The 21002-nt window shown below is 67.2% G+C and carries 17 protein-coding genes; 11 read left to right on the top strand and 6 right to left on the bottom strand.

The features are described from left to right. Window positions 1–54: 54 nt before the first annotated feature. The 5 genes from ACFULV_RS01635 to ACFULV_RS01615 all read left to right on the top strand — a co-directional run bounded on the left by ACFULV_RS01635 (window position 55) and on the right by ACFULV_RS01615 (window position 5420). Window positions 55–906, top strand: coding sequence for a TIGR02569 family protein (locus ACFULV_RS01635; RefSeq protein ID WP_378632716.1), 852 nt, complete (start codon window positions 55–57; stop codon window positions 904–906). A gap of 169 nt (window positions 907–1075) precedes the next feature. Beyond that, on the top strand, window positions 1076–2929 hold the full coding sequence (locus ACFULV_RS01630; protein ID WP_378651999.1) for an SCO2524 family protein: 1854 nt from the start codon (window positions 1076–1078) through the stop codon (window positions 2927–2929). Between the two features lie 2 nt (window positions 2930–2931). Further along, a complete protein-coding gene (locus ACFULV_RS01625; protein ID WP_378651996.1) occupies window positions 2932–3852 on the top strand; it encodes an SCO2523 family variant P-loop protein in 921 nt (306 codons plus the stop codon). Window positions 3853–4040: 188 nt separating this feature from the next. Then, entirely contained in the window at window positions 4041–4568 is a 528-nt protein-coding gene (locus ACFULV_RS01620; RefSeq protein ID WP_378651993.1) for a GNAT family N-acetyltransferase, read from the top strand. A 30-nt stretch (window positions 4569–4598) separates the two neighbouring features. Further along, on the top strand, window positions 4599–5420 hold the full coding sequence (locus ACFULV_RS01615; RefSeq protein ID WP_378651990.1) for a hypothetical protein: 822 nt from the start codon (window positions 4599–4601) through the stop codon (window positions 5418–5420). Here ACFULV_RS01615 and ACFULV_RS01610 read toward each other — a convergent pair whose 3' ends face one another. The 6 genes from ACFULV_RS01610 to ACFULV_RS01585 form a co-directional block, all read right to left on the bottom strand. Beyond that, window positions 5421–6416: an SCO2521 family protein gene (locus ACFULV_RS01610; protein ID WP_378651987.1), complete on the bottom strand. Its 996-nt coding sequence runs from the start codon at window positions 6414–6416 to the stop codon at window positions 5421–5423. A 2-nt stretch (window positions 6417–6418) separates the two neighbouring features. Continuing rightward, window positions 6419–7417, bottom strand: coding sequence for an SCO2522 family protein (locus tag ACFULV_RS01605; protein ID WP_378651985.1), 999 nt, complete (start codon window positions 7415–7417; stop codon window positions 6419–6421). Further along, a complete protein-coding gene (locus ACFULV_RS01600; RefSeq protein ID WP_378651983.1) occupies window positions 7418–8386 on the bottom strand; it encodes an SCO2523 family variant P-loop protein in 969 nt (322 codons plus the stop codon). Further along, on the bottom strand, window positions 8383–10227 hold the full coding sequence (locus ACFULV_RS01595) for an SCO2524 family protein (RefSeq protein ID WP_378651980.1): 1845 nt from the start codon (window positions 10225–10227) through the stop codon (window positions 8383–8385). The genes ACFULV_RS01600 and ACFULV_RS01595 overlap by 4 nt, the downstream gene beginning before the upstream one ends. 168 nt (window positions 10228–10395) lie before the next feature. Further along, a complete protein-coding gene (locus tag ACFULV_RS01590; protein WP_378632738.1) occupies window positions 10396–11880 on the bottom strand; it encodes an MFS transporter in 1485 nt (494 codons plus the stop codon). A gap of 202 nt (window positions 11881–12082) precedes the next feature. Further along, window positions 12083–12754, bottom strand: coding sequence for a FadR/GntR family transcriptional regulator (locus ACFULV_RS01585; protein WP_101466098.1), 672 nt, complete (start codon window positions 12752–12754; stop codon window positions 12083–12085). A gap of 335 nt (window positions 12755–13089) precedes the next feature. Here ACFULV_RS01585 and ACFULV_RS01580 point away from each other — a divergent pair, with 335 nt between their 5' ends. From ACFULV_RS01580 to ACFULV_RS01555, 6 genes are all read left to right on the top strand, one after another. Next, complete coding sequence (locus tag ACFULV_RS01580; RefSeq protein ID WP_378652419.1) at window positions 13090–14238, top strand: MFS transporter; 1149 nt, start codon at window positions 13090–13092, stop codon at window positions 14236–14238. A 254-nt stretch (window positions 14239–14492) separates the two neighbouring features. Next, window positions 14493–15947: a nitrate/nitrite transporter gene (locus ACFULV_RS01575; protein WP_378652417.1), complete on the top strand. Its 1455-nt coding sequence runs from the start codon at window positions 14493–14495 to the stop codon at window positions 15945–15947. Window positions 15948–15977: 30 nt separating this feature from the next. Beyond that, window positions 15978–18527 carry a nitrite reductase large subunit NirB gene (gene nirB, locus ACFULV_RS01570; protein WP_378651978.1) on the top strand — a complete coding sequence of 850 codons (2550 nt, stop codon included), beginning with the start codon at window positions 15978–15980 and terminating at the stop codon, window positions 18525–18527. Window positions 18528–18590: 63 nt separating this feature from the next. Then, on the top strand, window positions 18591–18971 hold the full coding sequence (gene nirD / locus ACFULV_RS01565) for a nitrite reductase small subunit NirD (RefSeq protein ID WP_101466100.1): 381 nt from the start codon (window positions 18591–18593) through the stop codon (window positions 18969–18971). Further along, window positions 18968–20209, top strand: coding sequence for a uroporphyrinogen-III synthase (locus tag ACFULV_RS01560; RefSeq protein ID WP_378651976.1), 1242 nt, complete (start codon window positions 18968–18970; stop codon window positions 20207–20209). Before nirD ends, ACFULV_RS01560 begins: the two co-directional genes overlap by 4 nt. Then, entirely contained in the window at window positions 20203–20940 is a 738-nt protein-coding gene (locus tag ACFULV_RS01555) for a sirohydrochlorin chelatase (protein WP_378651973.1), read from the top strand. Before ACFULV_RS01560 ends, ACFULV_RS01555 begins: the two co-directional genes overlap by 7 nt. Window positions 20941–21002 lie beyond the last annotated feature (62 nt).

The raw sequence follows: 21002 nt of genomic DNA, 5'->3' as shown, positions 1-21002 counted from the left end.
CTGTCACAGCGTGCCTTGGGTCGCCTGCGGTGATCGCGGGGTTACGGTACGGCCGTGACCTCAGTCGAACCTCCCGAGCATGTGCGAGCCACATTCGGGCTTCGCGAAGTGACGCCGGTTTCCCTCGGAGACTGGGACGGTGGCTGGCGCATGGGTGACGTGGTGCTCAGCCCCGTCGCCGATCACGCCAGGGCCGCGTGGTCGGCGAAAGTACGCGAACACCTGGCGGTCGACGGGCTGCGGGTGGCCCGCCCCGTCCGCGCCACCGACGGACGCTATGTTGTCTCCGGCTGGCGCGCCGACACCTTCGTGGACGGAGCCCCCGAGCCCCGCCACGACGAGGTCGTCTCGGTCTCCCTGCGTCTGCACAAGGCGACAGCGGAATTGGAACGCCCCCGCTTCCTGGTCCAGCCGCCCGTCGCCCCGTGGGTCGACGTGGACGTGTTCGTCGCCGCCGACCGCGCCGCCTGGGAATCGGTCCCGCTGCGCACCCTGCGCGCGGGCGGCGTCCCCATCGCCGCCACCCCCGACGGTCAGCGGTCCCTCGAACTGATCGGCCAGCTCGCCACGCTGCGCAAACCCGTCCGCAGCCCCGACCAACTCGTCCACGGCGATCTCTTCGGCACCGTCCTGTTCACCGGCGCCCACACCCCCGGCCTCACCGACATCACCCCCTACTGGCGCCCCGCCACCTGGGCCGCGGGGGTCGTCGTCGTCGACGCACTGGCTTGGGGCGGGGGCGATGACGGTTTACTCGACCGCTGGGCGACTCTGCCCGAATGGCCCCAAATGCTGTTACGCGCCTTGATGTTCCGCCTGGCGGTCCACGCATTGCACCCGCGTTCGACCCCCGAAGCCTTCCCCGGACTCGCTCGGACCGCGGACATGGTCCGTTTGGCACTGTAACGCGGAAACCGCACCTGCTCTGACCTATCGGTCGTCATCGAACTCAAAACTGTTGACACTCAACGTTTTCTGGTGTCAGCCGTGCTATTTTCATCGAGCATCGCTGCCGTGCGTCCTACGTCGGCTCGCGGACTCACTGCGGCAGTCACGAGCGGTGAGGATTGTTGCGATGAGAATCCAGCCAAGACAACAGATCCTGGACATCTGGGGTGCCATGGTTTCGACCTGCTATCGGGACGAGAAGTGGCGCTGGGACGGCATCCTCGGCGCCGATTCGATCAGCGATTCCGAACAGCTGCTGTGCCTGTTGTATCCGGCGGCGGAGATCGAGACCTTCGCGCTGGATCAGCCGGCATCGATGTCCGAGGATGTGCGGAAGGTGTTGGCGGCCTTCGGGGGACCGGTAGGAATCGGCACCACGGTTCTCGGTCTCATCGAGGAGTACTTGGCCCGGAACACCGATGCCGACGACGTACCGCGCTTCGCCGCGGGCAGCTATCTCAGATCGCCCGAGGATGGTGATCCGACGGCCGCGCAGCGCGCTCTCGAGGTGGTCGACGGGTATTCCCGGTCGGTCACCGTGTGTATCGCGGCGCTCGGTTTCGCGCGCGGATTCGACCGGTGGGCGCAGGCTGAGCGGCGCACAGCGATCAGCACGCGGATCGCCGACCTGAGCCGCGATGTGAGCACCCGGCTGACTGCCGCGATGACCGGCCTCGTGCGCAGTTTCGCGGTCGACACGCTCGCCCCGCACTCACCTTCGGGCAGAGCGATACTCGGGATGCTGAATCAGTCGGGGCAGCCGCAGAGCTCTGTGATCCATGACATCTCTCGGAGCCTCGAACGCGTGCGGGCCCGTCTGCGCTGCGATGTGATGCTCGGTCCGGCGCTGGTGTCCGAACTCGACAACGAGGATCTGCTCTTCGAGTGTGGCTGGAGCTGGGGCATCGTCCAGGAAGCCGGCCCGGTCGATTTCGTGCCGACCACGATCGGTTCCTGTCAGGGATTCGCCGACCGCCGGCCCTATCTCCACTTCACCATCACCGCACTCGATGCGATCAGCGACGTGCTGTCATCACGCACCAGGGAACTCGGCCTGCTCGACGAAACCCAGCAACGTCTGGCCGAGGCGCTGCGACTGCGCTGGGAAATGACCCAGCGCTACTGGTCGACTGTCGCCCGTTTCGGCACCGGAACCTGGCCGCTGGAAGATATTCCGTGGCGTACATCCGACGGCGAGGAATCGGACTATTTCAGTCTGCTCGTCTCGGCGGTGCTGATCCAGGATCTGGTCGAACGTAGCGCCGCTGATGACGATCTGACCAGGGCGGTCGGCATTTTCGACGAGCTGGCGCGACGCGGGCGAATCACGCGAAGGCCGACGCGGGCAGACCCGTCGGTCGCCCTGCACTGTCCGGGTGTGCGGATGACACTGCGCGGCAGCGAACTCGTCGACGGCGGTGGGTCTCGACTGGACTGGATCGCCTCGGATTTCGCACCGGTACTACTCGAGCGGCTGCTGCGGGCGGCTCGTTTGTCGGGCAACATCACCGCCCGTGACCAGCTGATGGAACTGGCGAAGCAGGTGATGGATCACCTCGATCATCGGATGATCTCGGATGGCGACGCGGCCGGTCTGTGGGACGATCCCGGCGCGGCATTCGGTGCGTCGGCACAGCGTGGGCCGCTCCCGTCGTGGTACATGACCGAGCGCATCGTCAAGTGCTTGGTCGCCGCCGACCGCACTTATCGTGCGGTATCTTTGCGATCGCCCGCGATGGTGGTCCGGGCAGTCGAGTTGCTCCACGAGGCCGAGCACCTGCTGAATCAAGCGATGCTCGACGTCGGAGTCTACGACACCTCGGCCAACCGGTTCGCGCTCGACGCTGTCGAGCAGAAGCTGGACCGGGCGAGGAGCGTCATTGATGCGCAGCCGGGAACCACGTTCACACTCGTCTCGGCGGCACTGATCGAACTCGATCGACTCGCCTGGGCCCGCCTCGACGCGATGCGGAGTTCTTGACGATGATCGTCTTCGCTGCGTCCGGGAAGGGCGGTGTCGGCCAGTCGGTGACCAGCTGCAATCTGGCCTATCGGCTCAGCCTGCACGGCATCAGCACGGCCTACGTCGATTTCGATCTCGGCTCGCCCAGCGCGGGCGCAGTGTTCGAGATCGGCTCGGTCGACAGTGGCGCAGAGACGGGCAACGGGCTGCACTCGTATCTGCTCGGCCACGACAGCATCCATCGGCGCGTGGACGTGCGGGCGAGCACCCATCGAAAAGCGTTGCACAGCCGACGCTCTCGCGGGGCCGCGCTGGTCCTCCTGCCGGGTGACGAGGGTTGCGGCGAAGCCGTGTCGGCCAACGATCGTCAGGTGGTGCGGCGCTGCCGTGAGTTACTGCTCGACCTGGACAGCACCTTCAAGGTGGTGATCGTCGACCTCAGTGCGGGCCGATCGGTGGCGATGCAGATAGCGCTGGAAGCCACCCGGCCACTGGATATGCCGGACAACGAGGTGTACTGGCTCGTCTACCACCGCTGGACCCGCCAGCACCTGATGTCCGCGAAGCGTGTGGTGCACGGACCCAAGGGCCTGCTGGCGAGGGCAGTCGAGCTCGGTTATGGCCTTGACGACCTCCTGGCCAGAATCCGCTTCGTGCGCACTGCTGTTCCCTGCGTCACCGGCGAGCACGCCGCAGGCGGCGGTCCACAGGCGGCCTGGTTGCTCAAACAACACGATGTCCTGCGGTCTCTCGCTGCTGAGTATCGACTCGGTGACAGCGTGTCGCTGGGGGAGGTCCCCGTCGACCGGTTGCTGCAGTGGCGGGAGCAGATTGTTCTCGATGCCGATGTTGGCGCCGGTATCGCGAATTGGGCGACGGTGGTGGCTTTCGACAACTTGGCGCGACGACTGGTGGACAGAGCGACGTGGGTACCAGTGTAGGGGTTGCGCCGGCGAAGAAGGGATGTGACCGTGTTCGTGTAAGGCACTGCGACCCGACACGCGCCTCCGATGTCGCGGATGCTGTCGTGTAAAAGCTGAGTACACTGCCTCTGATTTCGATGTTCGTGATCAGGTGCGGCGTCTAGGCTTGACTTCATAGGTTCTTGTGCGCGAACGCAAGGGAGCAGATGACCACCATCGAGGAAGCCGTGCGGTATCGGGAGCCCACGCAGGCCGATCTGCCCGATATTCAGGTGATCGATGGCGCGGCCTTCCGTGACCGTTACCCCTTCTTCGTCCTGCGCCAGTTCATGGACTTGAACAGTTCGCGCTGCGTCGTCGCCGTCGAGCCCTGCGGCGACGAGGACAAGGTTGTCGGATACGCGATGACCATCATGGGCGAAGGCTCGAGAGCGTGGCTGATCAGTTTGGCGGTGTCGCCCGATCGGCGCGGTCACGGCTACGGTCGTGGGCTGCTGCGGCGCAGCATCCGGGTTTGTCGGCACAAAGGTGATGTCGACGAGATCTGGTTGACCGTCGACCCGAAGAACGTCTCGGCTTACAACCTGTTCAGAGAGTTCGGTTTCGTGCTACGCGAGCACGACGAGCGATACTTCGGCGAAGACGAACCGCGTGATGTGCTGGTGTACAAGCTGCACCGCCTACCCAGCGACCACTCGGTAGAAACCGGCGAAAACGGTTACACTGGAACCTGATTCGGCTGGGCTCGATGCGGGGGTATTCGGATGCCGGGGGGTAGGCCGCAGTCATCGCACGAATCGGTCATCGCCGATATCGGCGATCGCGCACTGCGCTACACCCAGAGACTCGAGCAGGTCGGGGTCGCCGGAACCGGCACCTTGGATGACTTGGACACGCACATCGAGGCCCTGCTCGACCGCCCCGAACTACTCATCCGCGGGCGGCAGAGCAACAAGCTGCGTTTCGGCGTGCTGTACGAGCGGGCCCCGAACGCGGCACCCGGCGACGAGGCCTGGCGAACGCCGCTGATCGCCGGGCTGATCGCCGCGGAAGTCGAATTCCGCGGGCCACTTCGGCTGAGCCCGGCCCAGAACACCTTGCTCGCCGCCCGATACGAGACGCTCGCCACCGCGCTCACCCGCGCCGATCTACCTGCGCACGCGGTGCGCGCCTGGAGCGGCGCCGTGGAGCTGCACCGCCGCGCCAAGAATGCCGGAGCCGAGGATCGCTGCGCGCTGGCGCTGGCGCGAGCCCGCCGTCGCACCGCCGCGCCGGGTTGGCGGCGTGGCGTCAGCATCGTCTCGGATCTACTGTGCGGTTACGGGTATCAGCCGTTCCGGCTGCTCGGCTGGGTTGTCGTGCAGATCATCGTGTGCACCGCACTCGCCCTGTTGTGGGCAGGGAACAAGCCGTGGACCGAGGTCGTCTACCTGGGTGTCCTCACCTTCCTCAATCCACTCGATCCGGCGAATGCGGTGGGCATGGCTCCGCAGGCGCGAATCCTGTTCGCCGCCGAAGCGTGGCTGGGCGCGGTCTCGATGTCGGTGTTCTTCGCGCTGCTGGTCCGCCGGTGGTTCCGGCTGTAGTCACCAGTCGCCGGACAGGTTTCCGCCGCGTGCGGCGTAGTACGTCGCTACGTCGATCCGGCGCTGCACCTGTTCCACGCGGGCGGTCCACTGTTTGGAGAAATTGGCCGCGGCCTGCAAGTCCCGCCACGGCGCCCGCATCGCGGCCGGGACCTGTGCGCCGGGCATCCACAGGTGCGCCAGATGTTCGAGCACGGGCGCGAGCACGGTGACCTGCTGCCCGTCCTCCAGCCCTTCGGCCGCCCGCACTCTGGCGTCGATGACCGTCAGGAGCCAGTCGTGGACGGCGACATCCTGGCAGAACCGCAGGGCATCGGGCAGATCCGTAGCCGTACGCACCGTGACCCGTAACGCCCTGCACAGCTCGTTCTCGAGACGTAGCGATACCGCCGGGCCGGCGTTGCCCCCGACGACGGCGGTCCACCGCAGTCGCGTGGTCGGCGCTCTCAGCTGCGGCCGTTGATCCAGCAGCGGCGAGGACCTCAGGTCATCGAGATGCCTGGCACAGATCGAGGCGAGATCCAGCGTGTTCGGGCCGGGTGGGGCGAAATAGCCTGCGACCAACTGCCTGTCGGCGACCGCGCGGTCGGGCACCTCACCGATCACCTCTGTCACGCCGATCCGGCTGATGTAATGAGACCACGGCCTGCGCTTTTTCTGCTGGGCCCGCACTACGGTGGTGTGCGACGACAGCTGGACCAATCGGCCGCCCACCAGGACCACAGTCGATGCCACCGTCCCCACCACGCGCGCGGTCGCTGTCGCGCCCCACCCGAGATGGCAGTCGACGCCGGTCGCGCGGCGGGGTGAGAAGGCAAGCGGGCCAGGACGTTCGCGGCGCAGGACGGACGCCCCGGCCACCGTCGCCAGCAGTTCGTCGGTGGCCTGGCCGTCCAAGGTCATCGAATGCGGCAGCAGGCAGGTACGGATTTCGCCCAGCACCACGAGCGGGGTCGGCGGTCCCGGCGCGGCGCGGCGCGGCGGCGTAGGCGGCACGGTCAGGTCCCATCGAGTAGCAGGTGCCCCACGCGTTCGACGACTTTGGGCGGTACCACCACCTGCTCGGCACTACCTTGGGTGGCGACCTGGGCGGCGACGTCGTCATCCGGCGCGAGATGATCGAGGATGACCCGCACCGCCGACTCGATCAGCAGATAGCGCTTGGGCAGCATCGACAGCGTCCGATACGCCGTGAACGGCGCCGCGTCCGGATTGAGCCGTACCACGGGAGGCAGGTCCTCCCAGCTGTCCGGCCATTCGCGATCGGCGGGCCACAGCTGCGGATCCACGACGGGGGCACCGTGATAGCGCAGCATGCCCAGGCGCAACAGCTGCCATACCGCAGCCAGGAACGGGCACGACCAGCGTCGTGCGGCCTCGTCCCGGTCGTGCCACAACTCCACGTCGAGGAAGATCGAATGCTCGCCGCGGCCGTACTCTTGTGGGGGCCGATATGGCTGCGGATGCATGGCGAGGCGGGACGAATCGTCCTGTTCCCGACGCCCGTTGCACAGCCAGCCGGATTCGGTGGTCGGTGGTCTGCTGCCGTTGGCGACCTCCTCGTCCTCTGGCTGCGCGACGAGCCGCGCCGCCACCATCTCCGCGACCGGGATCGGTGCGCCGACGGCGACCCCGCCCGCGAAAACCGGCGCTCGGTGGCAACCGGATTCCCTGGCCAGATAGTCGATGGTCAGCCCGGCGTCGGCCGCGGCGCCCAGCAGCCTGCCGAGCACCTCGGCCGGTTCGAAGCGTGGCTGGAAGTAATCGTCGGTGAGGTAGCAGGTACTCACCCTGGTGTCCGGCCCGTACTCGATCCGAGCCGACTCGATGAACGCGGCGACCAGCGGGACCGCGCGCCGGAATTGGGCGCGGACCAGGTCGGTGTCGTAGAGGATTTCCTCGTGCCGGAAGTGGCAGATCTCGATCGACAGATGGGCCATGGGTAGTGGCGCGACGGCGGATTCCTCCGACGCTTCCCGATACGTTGGCAGATTCATTTATTCGATGTCCCAGGTCGTCGGAACGGTAAGCCGCCGAGCCAGATCCGTGTACGCCGCGACGGTTGCCGGATCGGCGAGGCCGGCGTTGACGTCGGCATCGAGGATGAGCTGTTCGCGCCACTGCAGCATCGGCTCGATCGGTGTCTGCCCCAGCACCATGGCCGCGCCGATACCCTTGGCGGTGGCCAGTTCTCGCAAGGCGTTCGCCTGTTCTTTCAGCCAGGCAGCCTGGGCAGGCCGGTCCACTGTGTGGGTCCGGTCCGATGCGGCGACTGCCGTGCGCACACAACGCATCGACGCGAGGCGGGCTTGTTCGGACTTCTCGACTGTGAGCAGTTTGTCGCGCTGACGATCCCAGATCGCACCGGTCTTGATCAGCCCGTGCTGTCCGTGTACCAGGCCGCCGGCCGCCAGCACGTGCTGGCGCGTCCACCGGTGGAAGACCAGCCAACGATGCGCGCGGTGCGCCAGCATGGTCGAGGCTGTGGCCCGCAATGCGATCTCGAGCGCGACCGAGCGTCCGGCGCTGAGATCGACTATCACCACGGCGAATTCGCTCAGCAGCTGGGCGAACAAGGCGGTTCCGCGCGCCACCATGGCATTGTCGCAGCCGAATTCGGCGCCGCCCAGGTCGCCGGGGAACAAGACCAGCTGCCCAGCTCCAGGTGCGTCGCGGCGTAGTTGGGGTCGGTCGGTTTCCCGGCCGACGATCAGCCGCCGAGGCTCGCCGGTGTTCCCGCGCAGATACGAATGCATCCCGCGGTCATCGGTGATGCCGCGTTCGGCGTGTCCGATCTCGAACAGCGCGCCCGCCGTCGGAGAGCCGAAATCGAAGTCGACATAGGCGACATCGAGGCCGTGCAGAGCCAATCTGTAGGCGATGTTGCAGCTGGTAACCGACCGCCCCGTGCCTCCCTTGTCAGAGGTCGCGAAGACCAGCATCGGCGCGGCGTCATCGGCGCTCATCGGGTGGCGTCCTCCCGGGCGTAGGCGAGCGCGTTGAGCCGAAGCAGCGCGTCGGCCGCCAGCGCCTCGGCGGTGTGCGGTCGCTTGGTCAGGATCTCGTCAGCCCGGTCCAGCGACTGCTGGATCGCGGCCAGCTCCTGGAATCGCGACGAGTACACGGCATCGCTGACCTGAAGAAACTCCTGGCTGAGCAGATGCTCGGCCTCACTGAGCTTGCCGATCGCGGCGTTCACCATTGCCTGGGTGGCCAGCGGCGGTCGAGTGTAGGTGTTGTGTGCGACTACCAGGCACTCCATCATGCGTTCGGTCAGGAACCACGATGGCGCGGCGTCGGCGGCATCGCCGACCGGTCCGAGGTTGTCCCACAGGCCCGCGGAACGGCCGCCGGTGATGGCTCGGTCCTGCATGTGCTGCAGGGCCGAGGCGGCCAGGTCGAGCAGCTCCTCGCGGGTGTCCACGTCACGTGCCAGCCGGGCGGCCTGGAGGCTGCGCTTGAGTAGGAGCGTAGTGAAGTCGCTGACGTGATAACCCAGCACCGTGCCCGGCTCGATGGCCTCGGATCCCTTGAGCGTCAGGGTAATTCCGGGATAGTGCAGACGAGCGGCAGGATCGTCGGGGACCTGCCGGTTGATGATCCGGGCACGCTGGGCCAACTGCCGTAACACCCCGACAGTGCGTGCCAGATCGGTGGTGGACTCCCGCTCCAGCAAGTCCTGGATGAGAAATGCCGTCACAGCCAGGCTGTAGTAGTCCGACTGTTTCCCGTCGGAAGTGCGCCAGGGCAGGTCTTCCAGCGGCCAGCGCCCGGTTCCGAAGCGAGAGATCGTGGACCAGTAGCGCTGGGTCAGCTCCGCGCGGCGCTTCAGCGCCTCGGCCAGTTGGAGCTGATGCGGCTCGAGGAGCGCCGGTTCCTGGGTCCGCTGGGAGTACAGGTCCTTGATGCCGTCGAGCGCGACCAGGGTGAAGTAGAGGTACGGCTCGGTGACCGCGTAACCGGGCTGGGTGGCAACCCGGCCGGTGACCTCGACGGCAGGGCCCGCGTTGGTGTCGATACCCCACGCCCAGCCGCATTCGAAAGCCAGGTTGTCGTCGCGCAGATCGAGGCCGGGGGTGTGGCCGCTGCGCACGTCGTTCTCGGCCTGCACGCGGATCTGCTCGAGCGCACCGGAGAAGTCGGCGATGACATCCTTGACCGGGGCGCCTGTCTGGTTCACCAGCTTCAGGATCTCCTGCCCGGCGGAGGAGGAGAACGGCGGGGTGTGGATAACGAAACTTCGGATCAGACCCCCCATCGCGGAGGTGAGTCGGACGCTCACCCGGGGGGTCAGCGCGTGGATGCGCTCCTTCAGGTGCGTGCCCTCGCGGCGCACCTCGTGCACCAGATACCGGTCGAGACCGCGCAGAAAGCGCAGCGACGCGATGCACAGACTCAGCGACATCGAATAGGAGTCGACCACCTCGAGCTCACGCTGCGCCGCCGAGGGCTCTCCGAAACCCGAGTCGCGAAAGTAGCTGCCACCCGCGAATATCGGATTCCCGGCGGCGTCGGTATAGGAGTCGAAGAACTCCTCGATCTTCGTCACCAGGGCGCCGCCGACCCGGAGGTTGTCGCCGAGCGCCGCCATGACCGCGGCGATATCGTCGGCGGACTCGATGCTGTCCGGGTCGAGTGCGAAACTCGCCAGTTCGGTGGACGGATACAGCAGGCACATCAGCTGTTCGGCGTCGCTGATCGAATTGCGTCCGTCGCGTCCGCCCCAGACCCACCCGCCATCGCGGAACGAGGTGCGCAGGTGGGCGCGCCAGAGATCCAGAAGTTGTTGCCGCGGTCGAATTCTCACCGATGTCCCCTCCGTGCAACTGCCTCCTCAGTGTGGACGCTGGGACGCGTCCTTGTCATCGGTTGTGCCGTAATACGTTTCGACGTGGGTAACAACGGAAACGGCGTAACAGCCGAAAGCCACGTTCGGGAGGGGACCGAACGTGGCTTTCGGGTGGGTGGGGATGGATCAGACGCTGGCGTAGGCCAGCGAGGGGACCTTGTCGGTGGCGAAGGAGGTGCGCAGGTAGCACCACCAGGTGACGGCGGCCATCACGAGGAAGACGGCGGCGTAGGCCCAGAAGGCGGGGGCCATGGTCTTCAGGTGGACGTTGGACAGGCGAAGGGCCTGCTGGACGACGAACCCGCCCGCGGCGCCGACCGCGCCGATGACACCGATCGCGGCACCGGCCTGACGCTTGGCGGAGGTGGCCGCCTCGGTCAGGTCCATGCCGTGCTCGGAGGCGTACTTCTTGGCAGTGGCGTTGAAGATCGACGGGATCATCCGGTAGGTGGAGCCGTTGCCGATACCGGCCAGGATGAACAGGGCAAGGAACGCGGTCAGGTAGAGCGGGAAGCTCTTCATGTCGACGGCGGCCACGATGCAGGCCACCGCGATCGACATTCCGCCGAAGACGAACACCGTGATCTTGGCGCCGCCGCCGATCTTGTCGGAGACCCAACCACCGAACGGGCGGCTGAACGAACCGACCAGGGCGCCGAGGAAGGCCAGGTTGCCCAGGGTGGTGATCCAGCCGATCTTGGCGAGGTCGGGGAAGGTGGCCTTGATCAGCGTCGGGAAGGCGAACGAGAAGCCGATGAACGAGCCGAACGTGCCGATGTAGAGGAACGACATGATCCACGTGTGCCGGTTGGTCAGCGCCAGCTTGTAGGACTTGCCGTCGGACTTGGCCTCGGCCAGCGAGTCCATGAAGTACAGCGCGCCGAGGGTCGCGACCGCGATGAACGGCAGCCAGAACAGCACGGCGAGGGTGATACCGAAGCGGTAGCCGCCCGCGTCCTTGGCCATGATGTGGGTGCCGAAGGTGATCAGCAGCGGCACGATCAGCTGGGTTTGCGCGACACCGAGGTTGCCGCCCGCGGCGTTGAGGCCGAGCGCGGCGCCCTTCTTGCCCTCGGGGAAGAAGAACGAGATGTTCGACATCGACGAGGAGAAGTTGCCGCCACCGACACCGGCGAGGGAGGCCAGCACCAGGAACACCCACATGGGCGTGCTCGGCTGGTTGACGAAGTAGAGGATGCCGAGCGCGGGTAGGAACAGCATCGCGGCGCTGAACGCGGTGAACGCGCGCCCACCGAACCGCGGTACCGCGAAGGTGTACGGAATGCGCAGGGCCGCGCCGACCAAGGTCGGGATCGAGGTGAGCAGCAGCGCGTTGCTCACGGCGACCGCGTTGCCCTTGCCGAGACCCTGCAGGAACTCGAAGCCGGCCGGGCCCATCGCGGTGACGATGGAGCCCCAGATGACCCACATGCTGAAGCCGAGATTTTCGGCGAATACGGAGAAGTACAGATTCTTCTTGGCAGTCTTCGCGCCGCCGGATTCCCAGAACCCCTTGTTGTCGGGGTCCCAATGGGAGATCCAGCGGCCCTTCTTCTGGTATTCGAAGGACGGGGCTTCCGTCTCATGGCCGGTGGCGGCTATCGCGGTCATCGGCTTCCTCTCGATCGGGCTCGATAGGAGCGGCTCGCCTGGTGTTCGACGATGCTCCCTGCGGTGTCGAGATAAAGGTAGGAGCCGGTTGTTGCGTGACAATGGCCGCAGGTGACGTTCCCGGCAACTACGGCTCACCGTGCGAATTCGCTGGTGGTGACAGCCCGGTTACCTGGATTTAGGAAGCGTCTCTCCGCGCTGCTCAGCGGTCCGGATATTCGGCGATGAGCGAGCCGAGGAAGCAGTTGGCCGCCTGCACGGCCCGCTCGGCGTCACCGTCGATGACGGCCTGGACCAGCTCGGCGTGCTCGGTGTCGTACGCGTCGTCGGATTTCGCGGTCCGCGCGTGGATCACCTGCTCGATGATCGGCAGCAGCGAATCGTAGAACTCCAGATATACCGCGTTGTGGCTGGCGACGACGATCGCGCGGTGCAATTCGACGTCGGCGGCGATGGCCACCGGGTCGGCCTCGGCCCAATTCCGGTTGCTGCGTTCGGCGAGCAAGCGCTGGAGGGTGGCGATATCGGCGTCGTCGCGGCGGCGCGCGGCCAGGCCCGCCGCGGTGGTGTCGAGAGCTTGGCGCAGTTCGAGGATGTCGCGTTCGTGCGCGTCGGCGAAGTACTTGCCCAGGGTGCCGCCGACTTCGGAGGTGGCGATCACATAGGTGCCCGAGCCCTGACGGCGTTCGAGCATGCCCGCGTGCACGAGCGCCTGGACGGCTTCGCGCACGGTGTTGCGGCCGGTCCCGGTGAGCTCGGTGAGCTCTGGTTCGGTGGGGATCCGTTGGCCGACTGGCCAACGGCCGGAACGGATCTCGGCCCGAAGCTGCTCGGTGACCTGGGCGATGAGGCTGGTACGCCGGACGGGTTGCACGTCAGCAAGGTTACTGGGCTGTTCCGCCTCTCCGGGACTTCAGGCCGGACTTGTGCACTGGGTGACCTGGGTCGGCGGCCGACGAGAGGTCGGTTGTGCGGTAGTCCGTTCCCGGTGATTTACCCGTGTTCTCGCGGGAGATCGCTCACAGTCGCTTGGCAGTAGTCATCGGGTCATCCTATGATTTCCGGGTGCCGCCGCTCCGTGATTTCCAGCCAGCTTCCGGCGCCGGGTCGACCCTCGAGGACGACCGGCGCGGTCACGTCGACCCGCCTTCCGAGATCACCCAGCGGTCGCTGATCGAAGGTCGGCTGCTCGTTCTGGCGGCCATCATCATGTCGGCGCTCACCTTGCGCGCCGCTGTCACCGCCTTCAGTCCGCTTGCCGAGACGATCGGCGCCGAGGTCGGGTACGGGACGGGGATCGTCGGGGTGTTCGGCATGTTGCCGACCGCGATGTTCGGTCTCGCCGGGCTCATCGCGCCGCTGTTCGTGCGCCGGTTCGGGCTGGAGCGCACCGTGTTCGTCGCGATGCTGCTGGCCGGCGCCGGGTCGCTGGTGCGGGTGTTCTCCACCGGTACCGGTGGACTGCTGGCGTTCTCCGGGGTGGCGCTGCTCGGCATGGGCATCGGCAATGTGGTGATCCCGCCGCTGGTGAAGCGGTATTTCGGCGATCATCTGGCCGCGATCAGCTCGCTCTACATCGTGATGGTGCAGCTCAGTACCGTCATTCCGGCGTTCATCGCCGTGCCGGTGGCGCAGGCGCACGGCTGGCGGATCTCGATGGGGGTGTGGGCGCTGGTCGGTTTCGCCGCCGCGATCCCGTGGTTCGTCGTGCTGCGCGATCGGCGTGGTCGCGACACGGTCGACACCACCGCGCTACCCGCCGAGGCGCCCGAGACCGGCAGAGTCTGGCGTTCGCCGGTGGCGTGGGGGATGGCGGGCATGTTCGGCATGACCTCGCTGACCACCTACGCCATGTTCGCCTGGCTGCCCAAGATCCTGTCCGACGCGGGCGCGAGCGCCGGTTTCGGCGGCAGCATGGTCGGTTTGTTCGCGCTGATCGGGCTGATCCCGGCGCTGGGCGCGCCCACCGTGGTCTCGCGGATGCGCAACCCGTTCCCCGTCGTCGTCGGCTGCATGGTGCTGTTCGCGACCGCTTTCATCGGCCTGCTGGTGGCGCCGATGCAGGCACCGCTGCTGTGGGTTGTGCTGCTGGGTCTGGGCCCGTCCACCTTCCCGATGGCGCTGACGCTGATCAACCTGCGCACCCGCACCCCCCATGGCTCGGCGGCACTGTCCGGCTTCACCCAGGGCGTCGGCTACGCGATCGCCTGCACGGGCCCGCTGCTGTTCGGCATGCTGCACACCTGGACCGGCGGCTGGCTCGTCCCGTTCGCCATGCTGTTCGTCGCCCTCGGTGTGCTCCTCGCGGGCGCCTGGCAAGCCTGCAAGCCGCGCATGCTCGAAGACAGCTGGAATTGATCTCACCGTTCGAGTTGCGAACCGGTGCGATCGGAGTAATGCTGTGCAGATCACACCCTCACGGGCGTTTCCGATGATTTCTTGCTGCTTCCTTACGCGCGGAAATCGTTGCGACACATGCCGGAAACAAAAGGGCTGATCTCACCTCCCTGATCGGGGGAAGGTGAGAAACCGTTGATTCAAGCGACATTTCCCGCAGCATTTCGGCAATACCCATTTCCTACCGTTGGGCCATCGCACTTTTGGGAGGCCCAATCTTGAGCACGCTGAAGCGGAACCACGACATCGACAACTGGGATGCCGAGGACGTCGCGGCCTGGGAAGCCGGTGGCAAGGACGTCGCCAAGCGCAATCTGATCTGGTCGGTGATCGCCGAGCACATCGGATTCTCGGTGTGGTCGATCTGGTCGGTGATGGTGCTGTTCATGCCCACCGACAAGTACGGCATCGACGCGGCGGGCAAGTTCTTCCTGGTCGCCATGCCCACCCTGGTCGGCGCGTTCCTCCGCATCCCCTACACCGTCGCCACCGCCCGCTTCGGCGGTCGCAACTGGACGATCTTCTCCGCGTTCCTGCTGCTCATCCCGCTGCTGCTGACGCTGTACTTCGTCAACCAGCCCGGCACTTCCTACACCACGTTCCTGGTCGTGGCCGCGTTCGCCGGCTTCGGTGGCGGCAACTTCGCGTCGTCGATGACCAACATCAACGCCTTCTACCCGCAGCGGCTCAAGGGCTGGGCGCTGGGCATGAACGCCGGCGGCGGCAACATCGGCGTCCCGGTGATCCAGCTGCTGGGCCTGCTGGTGCTGGTCACCCTCGGTGGCGACTACGCCTCGGTGATCTGCGCGGTCTACCTGGTCCTGGTCGGTGTCACCGCCGTCGGCGCCGCCGTCTACATGGACAACCTGACCAACCAGAAGGCCGACATGTCCTACATGGTCAAGGCCCTGCGGGTACCGCAGTCCTGGGCGATCGCCTTCCTCTACATCGGCACGTTCGGCTCGTTCATCGGCTACAGCTTCGCTTTCGCCCAGATCCTGCAGATCAGCTTCAAGGCCGGGGGCGACACCGCCGCCCAGGCCGCCGTCCACGCCGCGTCGATCGCCTTCATCGGCCCGCTGCTCGGTTCGCTGGCCCGCCCCTACGGCGGCAAGATGGCCGACCGGATCGGTGGCAGCAGGGTCACCATCGCCACCTTCGGCGCCATGATGCTCGCGGCCCTGCTCGTCGTCACCGCCTCGACGATGGCCGACGGAAACAAGGGCGTTGCCACCGGCGCCACCATGACCATGCTGGTCGCGGGCTTCATCGCCCTGTTCGTCCTGTCCGGTTTCGGCAACGGTGCCGTCACCAAGATCATCCCGTCGGTGTTCGAGGCCAAGTCCAAGAGCCTGCCGGTCTCGCGGGTCGAGCAGGCGGCCTGGTCGCAGAACACCTCCGGTGCGCTGATCGGCTTCGTCGGCGCCATCGGCGCGCTCGGCGGCGTCGGCATCAACATGGTGCTGCGCAGCTCCTACGCCAGCACCGCTTCGGCCACCTCCGCGTTCTGGGTGTTCCTCGCCTTCTACGTGGTCTGCGCCGCCGTTACCTGGACGGTCTTCCTGCGCCGTCCCCGTCTCACCTCCGACTCCGCAGTGGTGGTCGAGGCCGAGCACATGGTCCTCGAGGCCGAAACCAACGCTTCGTCGGCCAATTCGTCGGCTCGCTGACAACCGACCACTACCAAGGAGGTCACTCTCATGAACAGCACTCGTAAAACAGCGGTCGTGGTCGGCCACGGCATGGTCGGACACCGTTTCGTCGAAGCCCTTCGCTCGCGCGACGAGGCAGGCCAGTGGCAGGTCATCATCCTGTCGGAGGAGAAGCTGCCCGCGTACGACCGCGTCGGCCTGTCCTACTACGTCGGCAACTGGAACGCCGACGACCTGGCGCTGCCCGGCAACATGTACGACGGTGACGAGCTGGTCGACCTGCGGCTGGGCCAGCGCGGCGAGTCCATCGACCTCGAGGCCAAGACCGTCACCAGCACCAGCGGCGACGTCATCGCCTACGACGCCCTGGTCATGGCGACCGGTTCCTACCCGTTCGTGCCGCCGGTCCCCGGCCACGACCTGCCCGAGTGCTTCGTCTACCGCACCATCGACGATCTCGACGGCATCCGCGCCGCCGCCGAAGCGGCCGGTCCCGGCGCGCACGGTGTGGTCGTCGGCGGCGGTCTGCTCGGCCTGGAAGCGGCCAACGCGCTGCGCCTGCTCGGCATGACCCCGCACGTGATCGAGTACAACGGCCGCCTGATGCCCGCCCAGGTCGACGCCGGAGGTGGCGCGATCCTGGAGAAGCTCGTCACCGATATCGGCCTCAACGTGCACACGGGTGTCGGCACCGCCAAGATCGTCTCGATCGAGGAGGAAGGCGCCGACAAGGTCACCGTGCACCTGTCCGACGAGGCCGAGATCAAAGCCTCGCTGGTGGTGTTCTCCGCCGGTGTCCGCCCGCAGGACGCCCTCGCCAAGGCCTCGGGCCTCGAGATCGGCGCCCGCGGCGGCATCCTGACCGACCTCACCCTGCAGACCTCCGACCCGAGCGTCTACGCGATCGGTGAGTGCGCCGCGATCGAGGGCGTCTGCTACGGCCTGGTCGCCCCCGGTTACACCACCGCCGAGATCGTCGCCGACCGCCTGCTGGGCGGGGCGGGCGAATTCCCCGGCGCCGACATGTCCACCAAGCTGAAGCTGATGGGCGTCGACGTGGCGTCCTTCGGTGACGCGCACGGCACCACCGAGGGCGCGCTCGAGGTCGTGCTGCACGACGCGGCGAAGGGCACCTACGCCAAGCTGGTCGTCTCCGACGACGCCCAGACCCTGCTGGGCGGCATCCTGGTCGGCGACGCCAGCCAGTACGCGGCCCTGCGCCCGCTGGTCGGGCGCCCGCTGCCCGCCGACGCCGCCGCGCTGATCTCCCCGGCCGGCGCCGAACTCGGTGCCGACGCGCTGCCCGACGACGCCCAGATCTGCTCCTGCAACAACGTCAGCAAGGGCGCCATCTGCGGCGCGATCGCCGAGGGCGCCTGCGACATCCCGGCCGTCAAGAGCTGCACCAACGCGGGTACCTCCTGCGGTGGCTGTGTGCCGATGATCAAGAAGCTGCTCGAGCAGTCCGGCGTGGCGCTGTCGAAGTCGCTGTGTGAGCACTTCACCCAGTCGCGTGCCGAGCTGTACGACGTGGTCGCCGTCACCGGCATCCGCACCTTCTCCGAGCTGATCGCCAAGCACGGCAAGGGCTCGGGCTGCGATATCTGCAAGCCGACCGTCGCCTCGATCCTGGCCTCGACCTCGAGCGAGCACATCCTCGAGGGCGAGCAGGCCGCGCTGCAGGACACCAACGACCACTTCCTGGCCAACCTGCAGAAGAACGGCACCTACTCGGTCGTCCCGCGGATGCCCGGTGGCGAGGTGACCGCCGACCAGCTGATCGTGATCGGCGAGGTGGCCAAGGAGTTCGGCCTCTACGTCAAGGTCACCGGTGGTCAGCGCATCGACCTGTTCGGCGCCCGCGTGGAACAGCTGCCGCTGATCTGGAAGCGCCTGGTCGACGTCGGCATGGAGTCCGGCCACGCCTACGGCAAGTCGCTGCGCACCGTGAAGAGCTGCGTCGGTTCCACCTGGTGCCGCTACGGCCAGCAGGACTCGGTCGGCATGGCCGTGCTGCTGGAGAAGCGCTACCGCGGCCTTCGCTCGCCGCACAAGATCAAGCTGGCCGTGTCGGGTTGCGCGCGGGAGTGCGCCGAGGCCCGTGGCAAGGACGTCGGCGTGATCGCCACCGAGCACGGCTGGAACCTCTACGTCGGCGGCAACGGCGGCCTGACTCCCAAGCACGCGGTGCTGCTGGCCGGTGACCTCGACGACGAGACCCTGATCAGCTACATCGACCGCTACCTGATGTTCTACATCCGCACCGCCGACCGCCTGCAGCGCACCGCGCCGTGGCAGGAGGCTCTCGAGGGTGGCTTCGACTACCTCAAGGCCGTCGTCTGTGACGACAGCCTCGGCATCGCCGGTGACCTCGAGGCCGCCATGGCCAAGCACGTCGAGGGCTACAAGGACGAGTGGGCCGCCGTGCTCGAGGACGAGAACAAGCTCTCGCGCTTCGTCTCCTTCGTCAATGCCCCTGACGAAGCCGACCCGACGATTTCGTTCGACGACAGCGGAGAACGCAAGGTACCAGTGCTCCTCGGTCTTCCCGGCATGCCCGTCGGTGTTGCTTCGGACACAGCACCGGCCGGGAAATAAGCCCTTAACGCTGCGGAAACAGGGCGCCTGTACCAATAGGTAAGGCGTTCGGAGGAGGAACCGATGACCGTTATCGACACACCCACCATCACCACTGAGACCGTGACCTGGACCCAGGCTTGCCGGCTCGATTTCCTGATCCCGGGGCGCGGCGTGGCTGTCCTGCTGAAGGGCGGCCGTCAGGCGGCTCTGTTCCTACTCACCGACGGCACGCTCGCCGCCGTCGGCAACATCGATCCGTTCGGCCGGGCCGCGGTGATGTCACGCGGCATCATCGGTGATCGCGGCGGTGTTCCCGTCGTCGCGTCGCCGCTGCTCAAGCAGGCCTTCTCGCTGATCGACGGCCGTTGTCTCGACGACGAGTCCCAGTCCCTGCCGGTGTACGCCGTCCAACTCGACGGCGGCGTCGTCGCGGTCTCCAACGAGCCGGTGCAGACCCCATGACCTCTCCCACCGACAGTGGCCCTTGCCTTGCCGGCTTCACCATCGGCGTCACCGCGGCTCGCCGCGCCGAGGAATTCAGCACCCTGCTCACCCGCAAGGGCGCGAGCGTGGTGTCCGCCCCCGCCATCCGCATCATCCCGCTGGCCGATGACACCGAGCTCGAACGGGTCACCGAACTGCTGATCGCCGATCCGCCGCAGATCACCGTCGCCACCACCGGCATCGGCTTCCGCGGCTGGATGGAAGCGGCGGAGGGCTGGGGCCTGGCCGAGGTCCTGCGCGACACCCTCGCCTCCACCCGGATGCTGGCCCGCGGCCCCAAGGCCAAGGGCGCGATTCGCGCCGCCGAACTGCGTGAGGAATGGTCGCCTGCCTCGGAGTCCTCGGCCGAGGTGCTCGACCATCTGCTCGCCGAGGGCGTCGAAGGCGTCCGCATCGCGGTGCAGCTGCACGGCGCGACCACCGAATGGGAGCCGGTTCCCGACTTCTGTGAGGTGCTGCGCTGCGCGGGCGCCGACGTGGTCCCGGTCCCGGTGTACCGCTGGGAGCCGCCGGCCGATCGTGGGCCGATGGACAACATGATCGAATCGATCATCTCCGGCAGCCTGGACTGCGTCACCTTCACCAGCGCGCCCGCTGTGGCGTCACTGCTGATGCGCGCCAAGGAAACCGGACTGCTCGAGTCGGTGCTGCACGCGTTCCGCGGCCGGGTGCTCGCCGCCTGTGTCGGCCCGATCACCGCGGCCCCGCTGGAAGAACTCGGCGTGCCGACGACGATGCCCGGTCGTGCCCGCTTGGGCGCGCTGGCTCGCCATGTGGCAGAAGAACTTCCGCGTCGCGCCAGCCGCATCTACGCCGCCGGTCATCTGATCAGCGTGCGTGGTGGATGTGTTGTCGTCGACGGTGAGGTGCGCCAGCTGGCGCCCGCCCCGATGGCGTTGATGCGATCGCTGGCTCGTCAGCCCGGTCGGGTCGTCTCGCGCGAAGACCTGCTGGCCGCGTTGCCCGGTGGCGGTGACGACACCCATGCGGTGGAGACCGCGATCGCGCGACTGCGGGCCGGCCTCGGCACTCCCAAGGCGATCCAGACCGTGGTGAAGCGCGGGTACCGGCTGGCGCTGGACGCGGCCGACTGCTCCGACACGCCCGTGCGGGCGGCTGTTCAGGCACCGCACGCCGCGGGGATCGGAACACCGGCCCGCTCGCCCCGGCCCGCCCAAGCGATCGGGGTGTGGTGAGCGCCGGACAGCCGGGTGATCCGGCTCTGGTGCTGGTCGCGCACGGGACTCGCAGTGCGCGCGGGGTGGAGATGATCGCCGCGCTGGCCGACGCGGTGGCCGCCGAACTCGGCGTCGCGGTGTCCTCGGCGCCGAATACCGCGTTGCGGACCGCGTTCGTCGACGTGCTCGGTCCCTCGCCGTCGGAGGTGCTGCGGGATCTCGATGGGCCCGCTGTCGTTGTTCCGGCGTTCCTCGCTTCCGGTTATCACGTGTACCAGGACGTTCCGCGTGAGGTCGCCGAGAGCGGGCACGGCGCGGTGGCTGTGACCGAGGCGATGGGACCGGATCCGGCGTTGACCCGGATCATGGCGGTGCGGTTGCGGGCGGCCGGGTGGAAGCCCGGTGACGCGGTGGTGTTCGCGGCCGCCGGTTCTTCGGATTCGCGTGCGCGCCAGGATGTCCGGCGGGCCGCGGGGATGCTGGCCGAGCAGCTGGGCGCGCCGGTGAAGATCGCGTATGTGGCGACCGGGACGCCGCGTGTGCCCGAAGTCTTTGCCTCGCTGCGTGAATCGGGTGCGCAACGGGTGTTCATCGCTTCGTATCTGCTGGCGCACGGGCTGTTTCATCAGCGGTTGCACGATGCCGGTGCCGATGGGGTGGCCGAGCCGATCGGTGTGCATCCCGGGGTTGTCCGGTTGATCGTCGATCGGTATCGGAGCGCGGCCAGGGAGCTGGTCGGCGTTCGCTGACGCCGATCGCACAGGCAGCCGGTGCGGGCAGCTGCGACTAGAGTTGGGCCGACTTCACAACA

The organism is Nocardia sp. NPDC057272 (genome assembly GCF_042668615.1).
Lineage (GTDB): Bacteria > Actinomycetota > Actinomycetes > Mycobacteriales > Mycobacteriaceae > Nocardia.
Note: the sequence above shows the minus strand (reverse complement) of the source record. Positions and strands in the feature narration are given on the sequence as shown.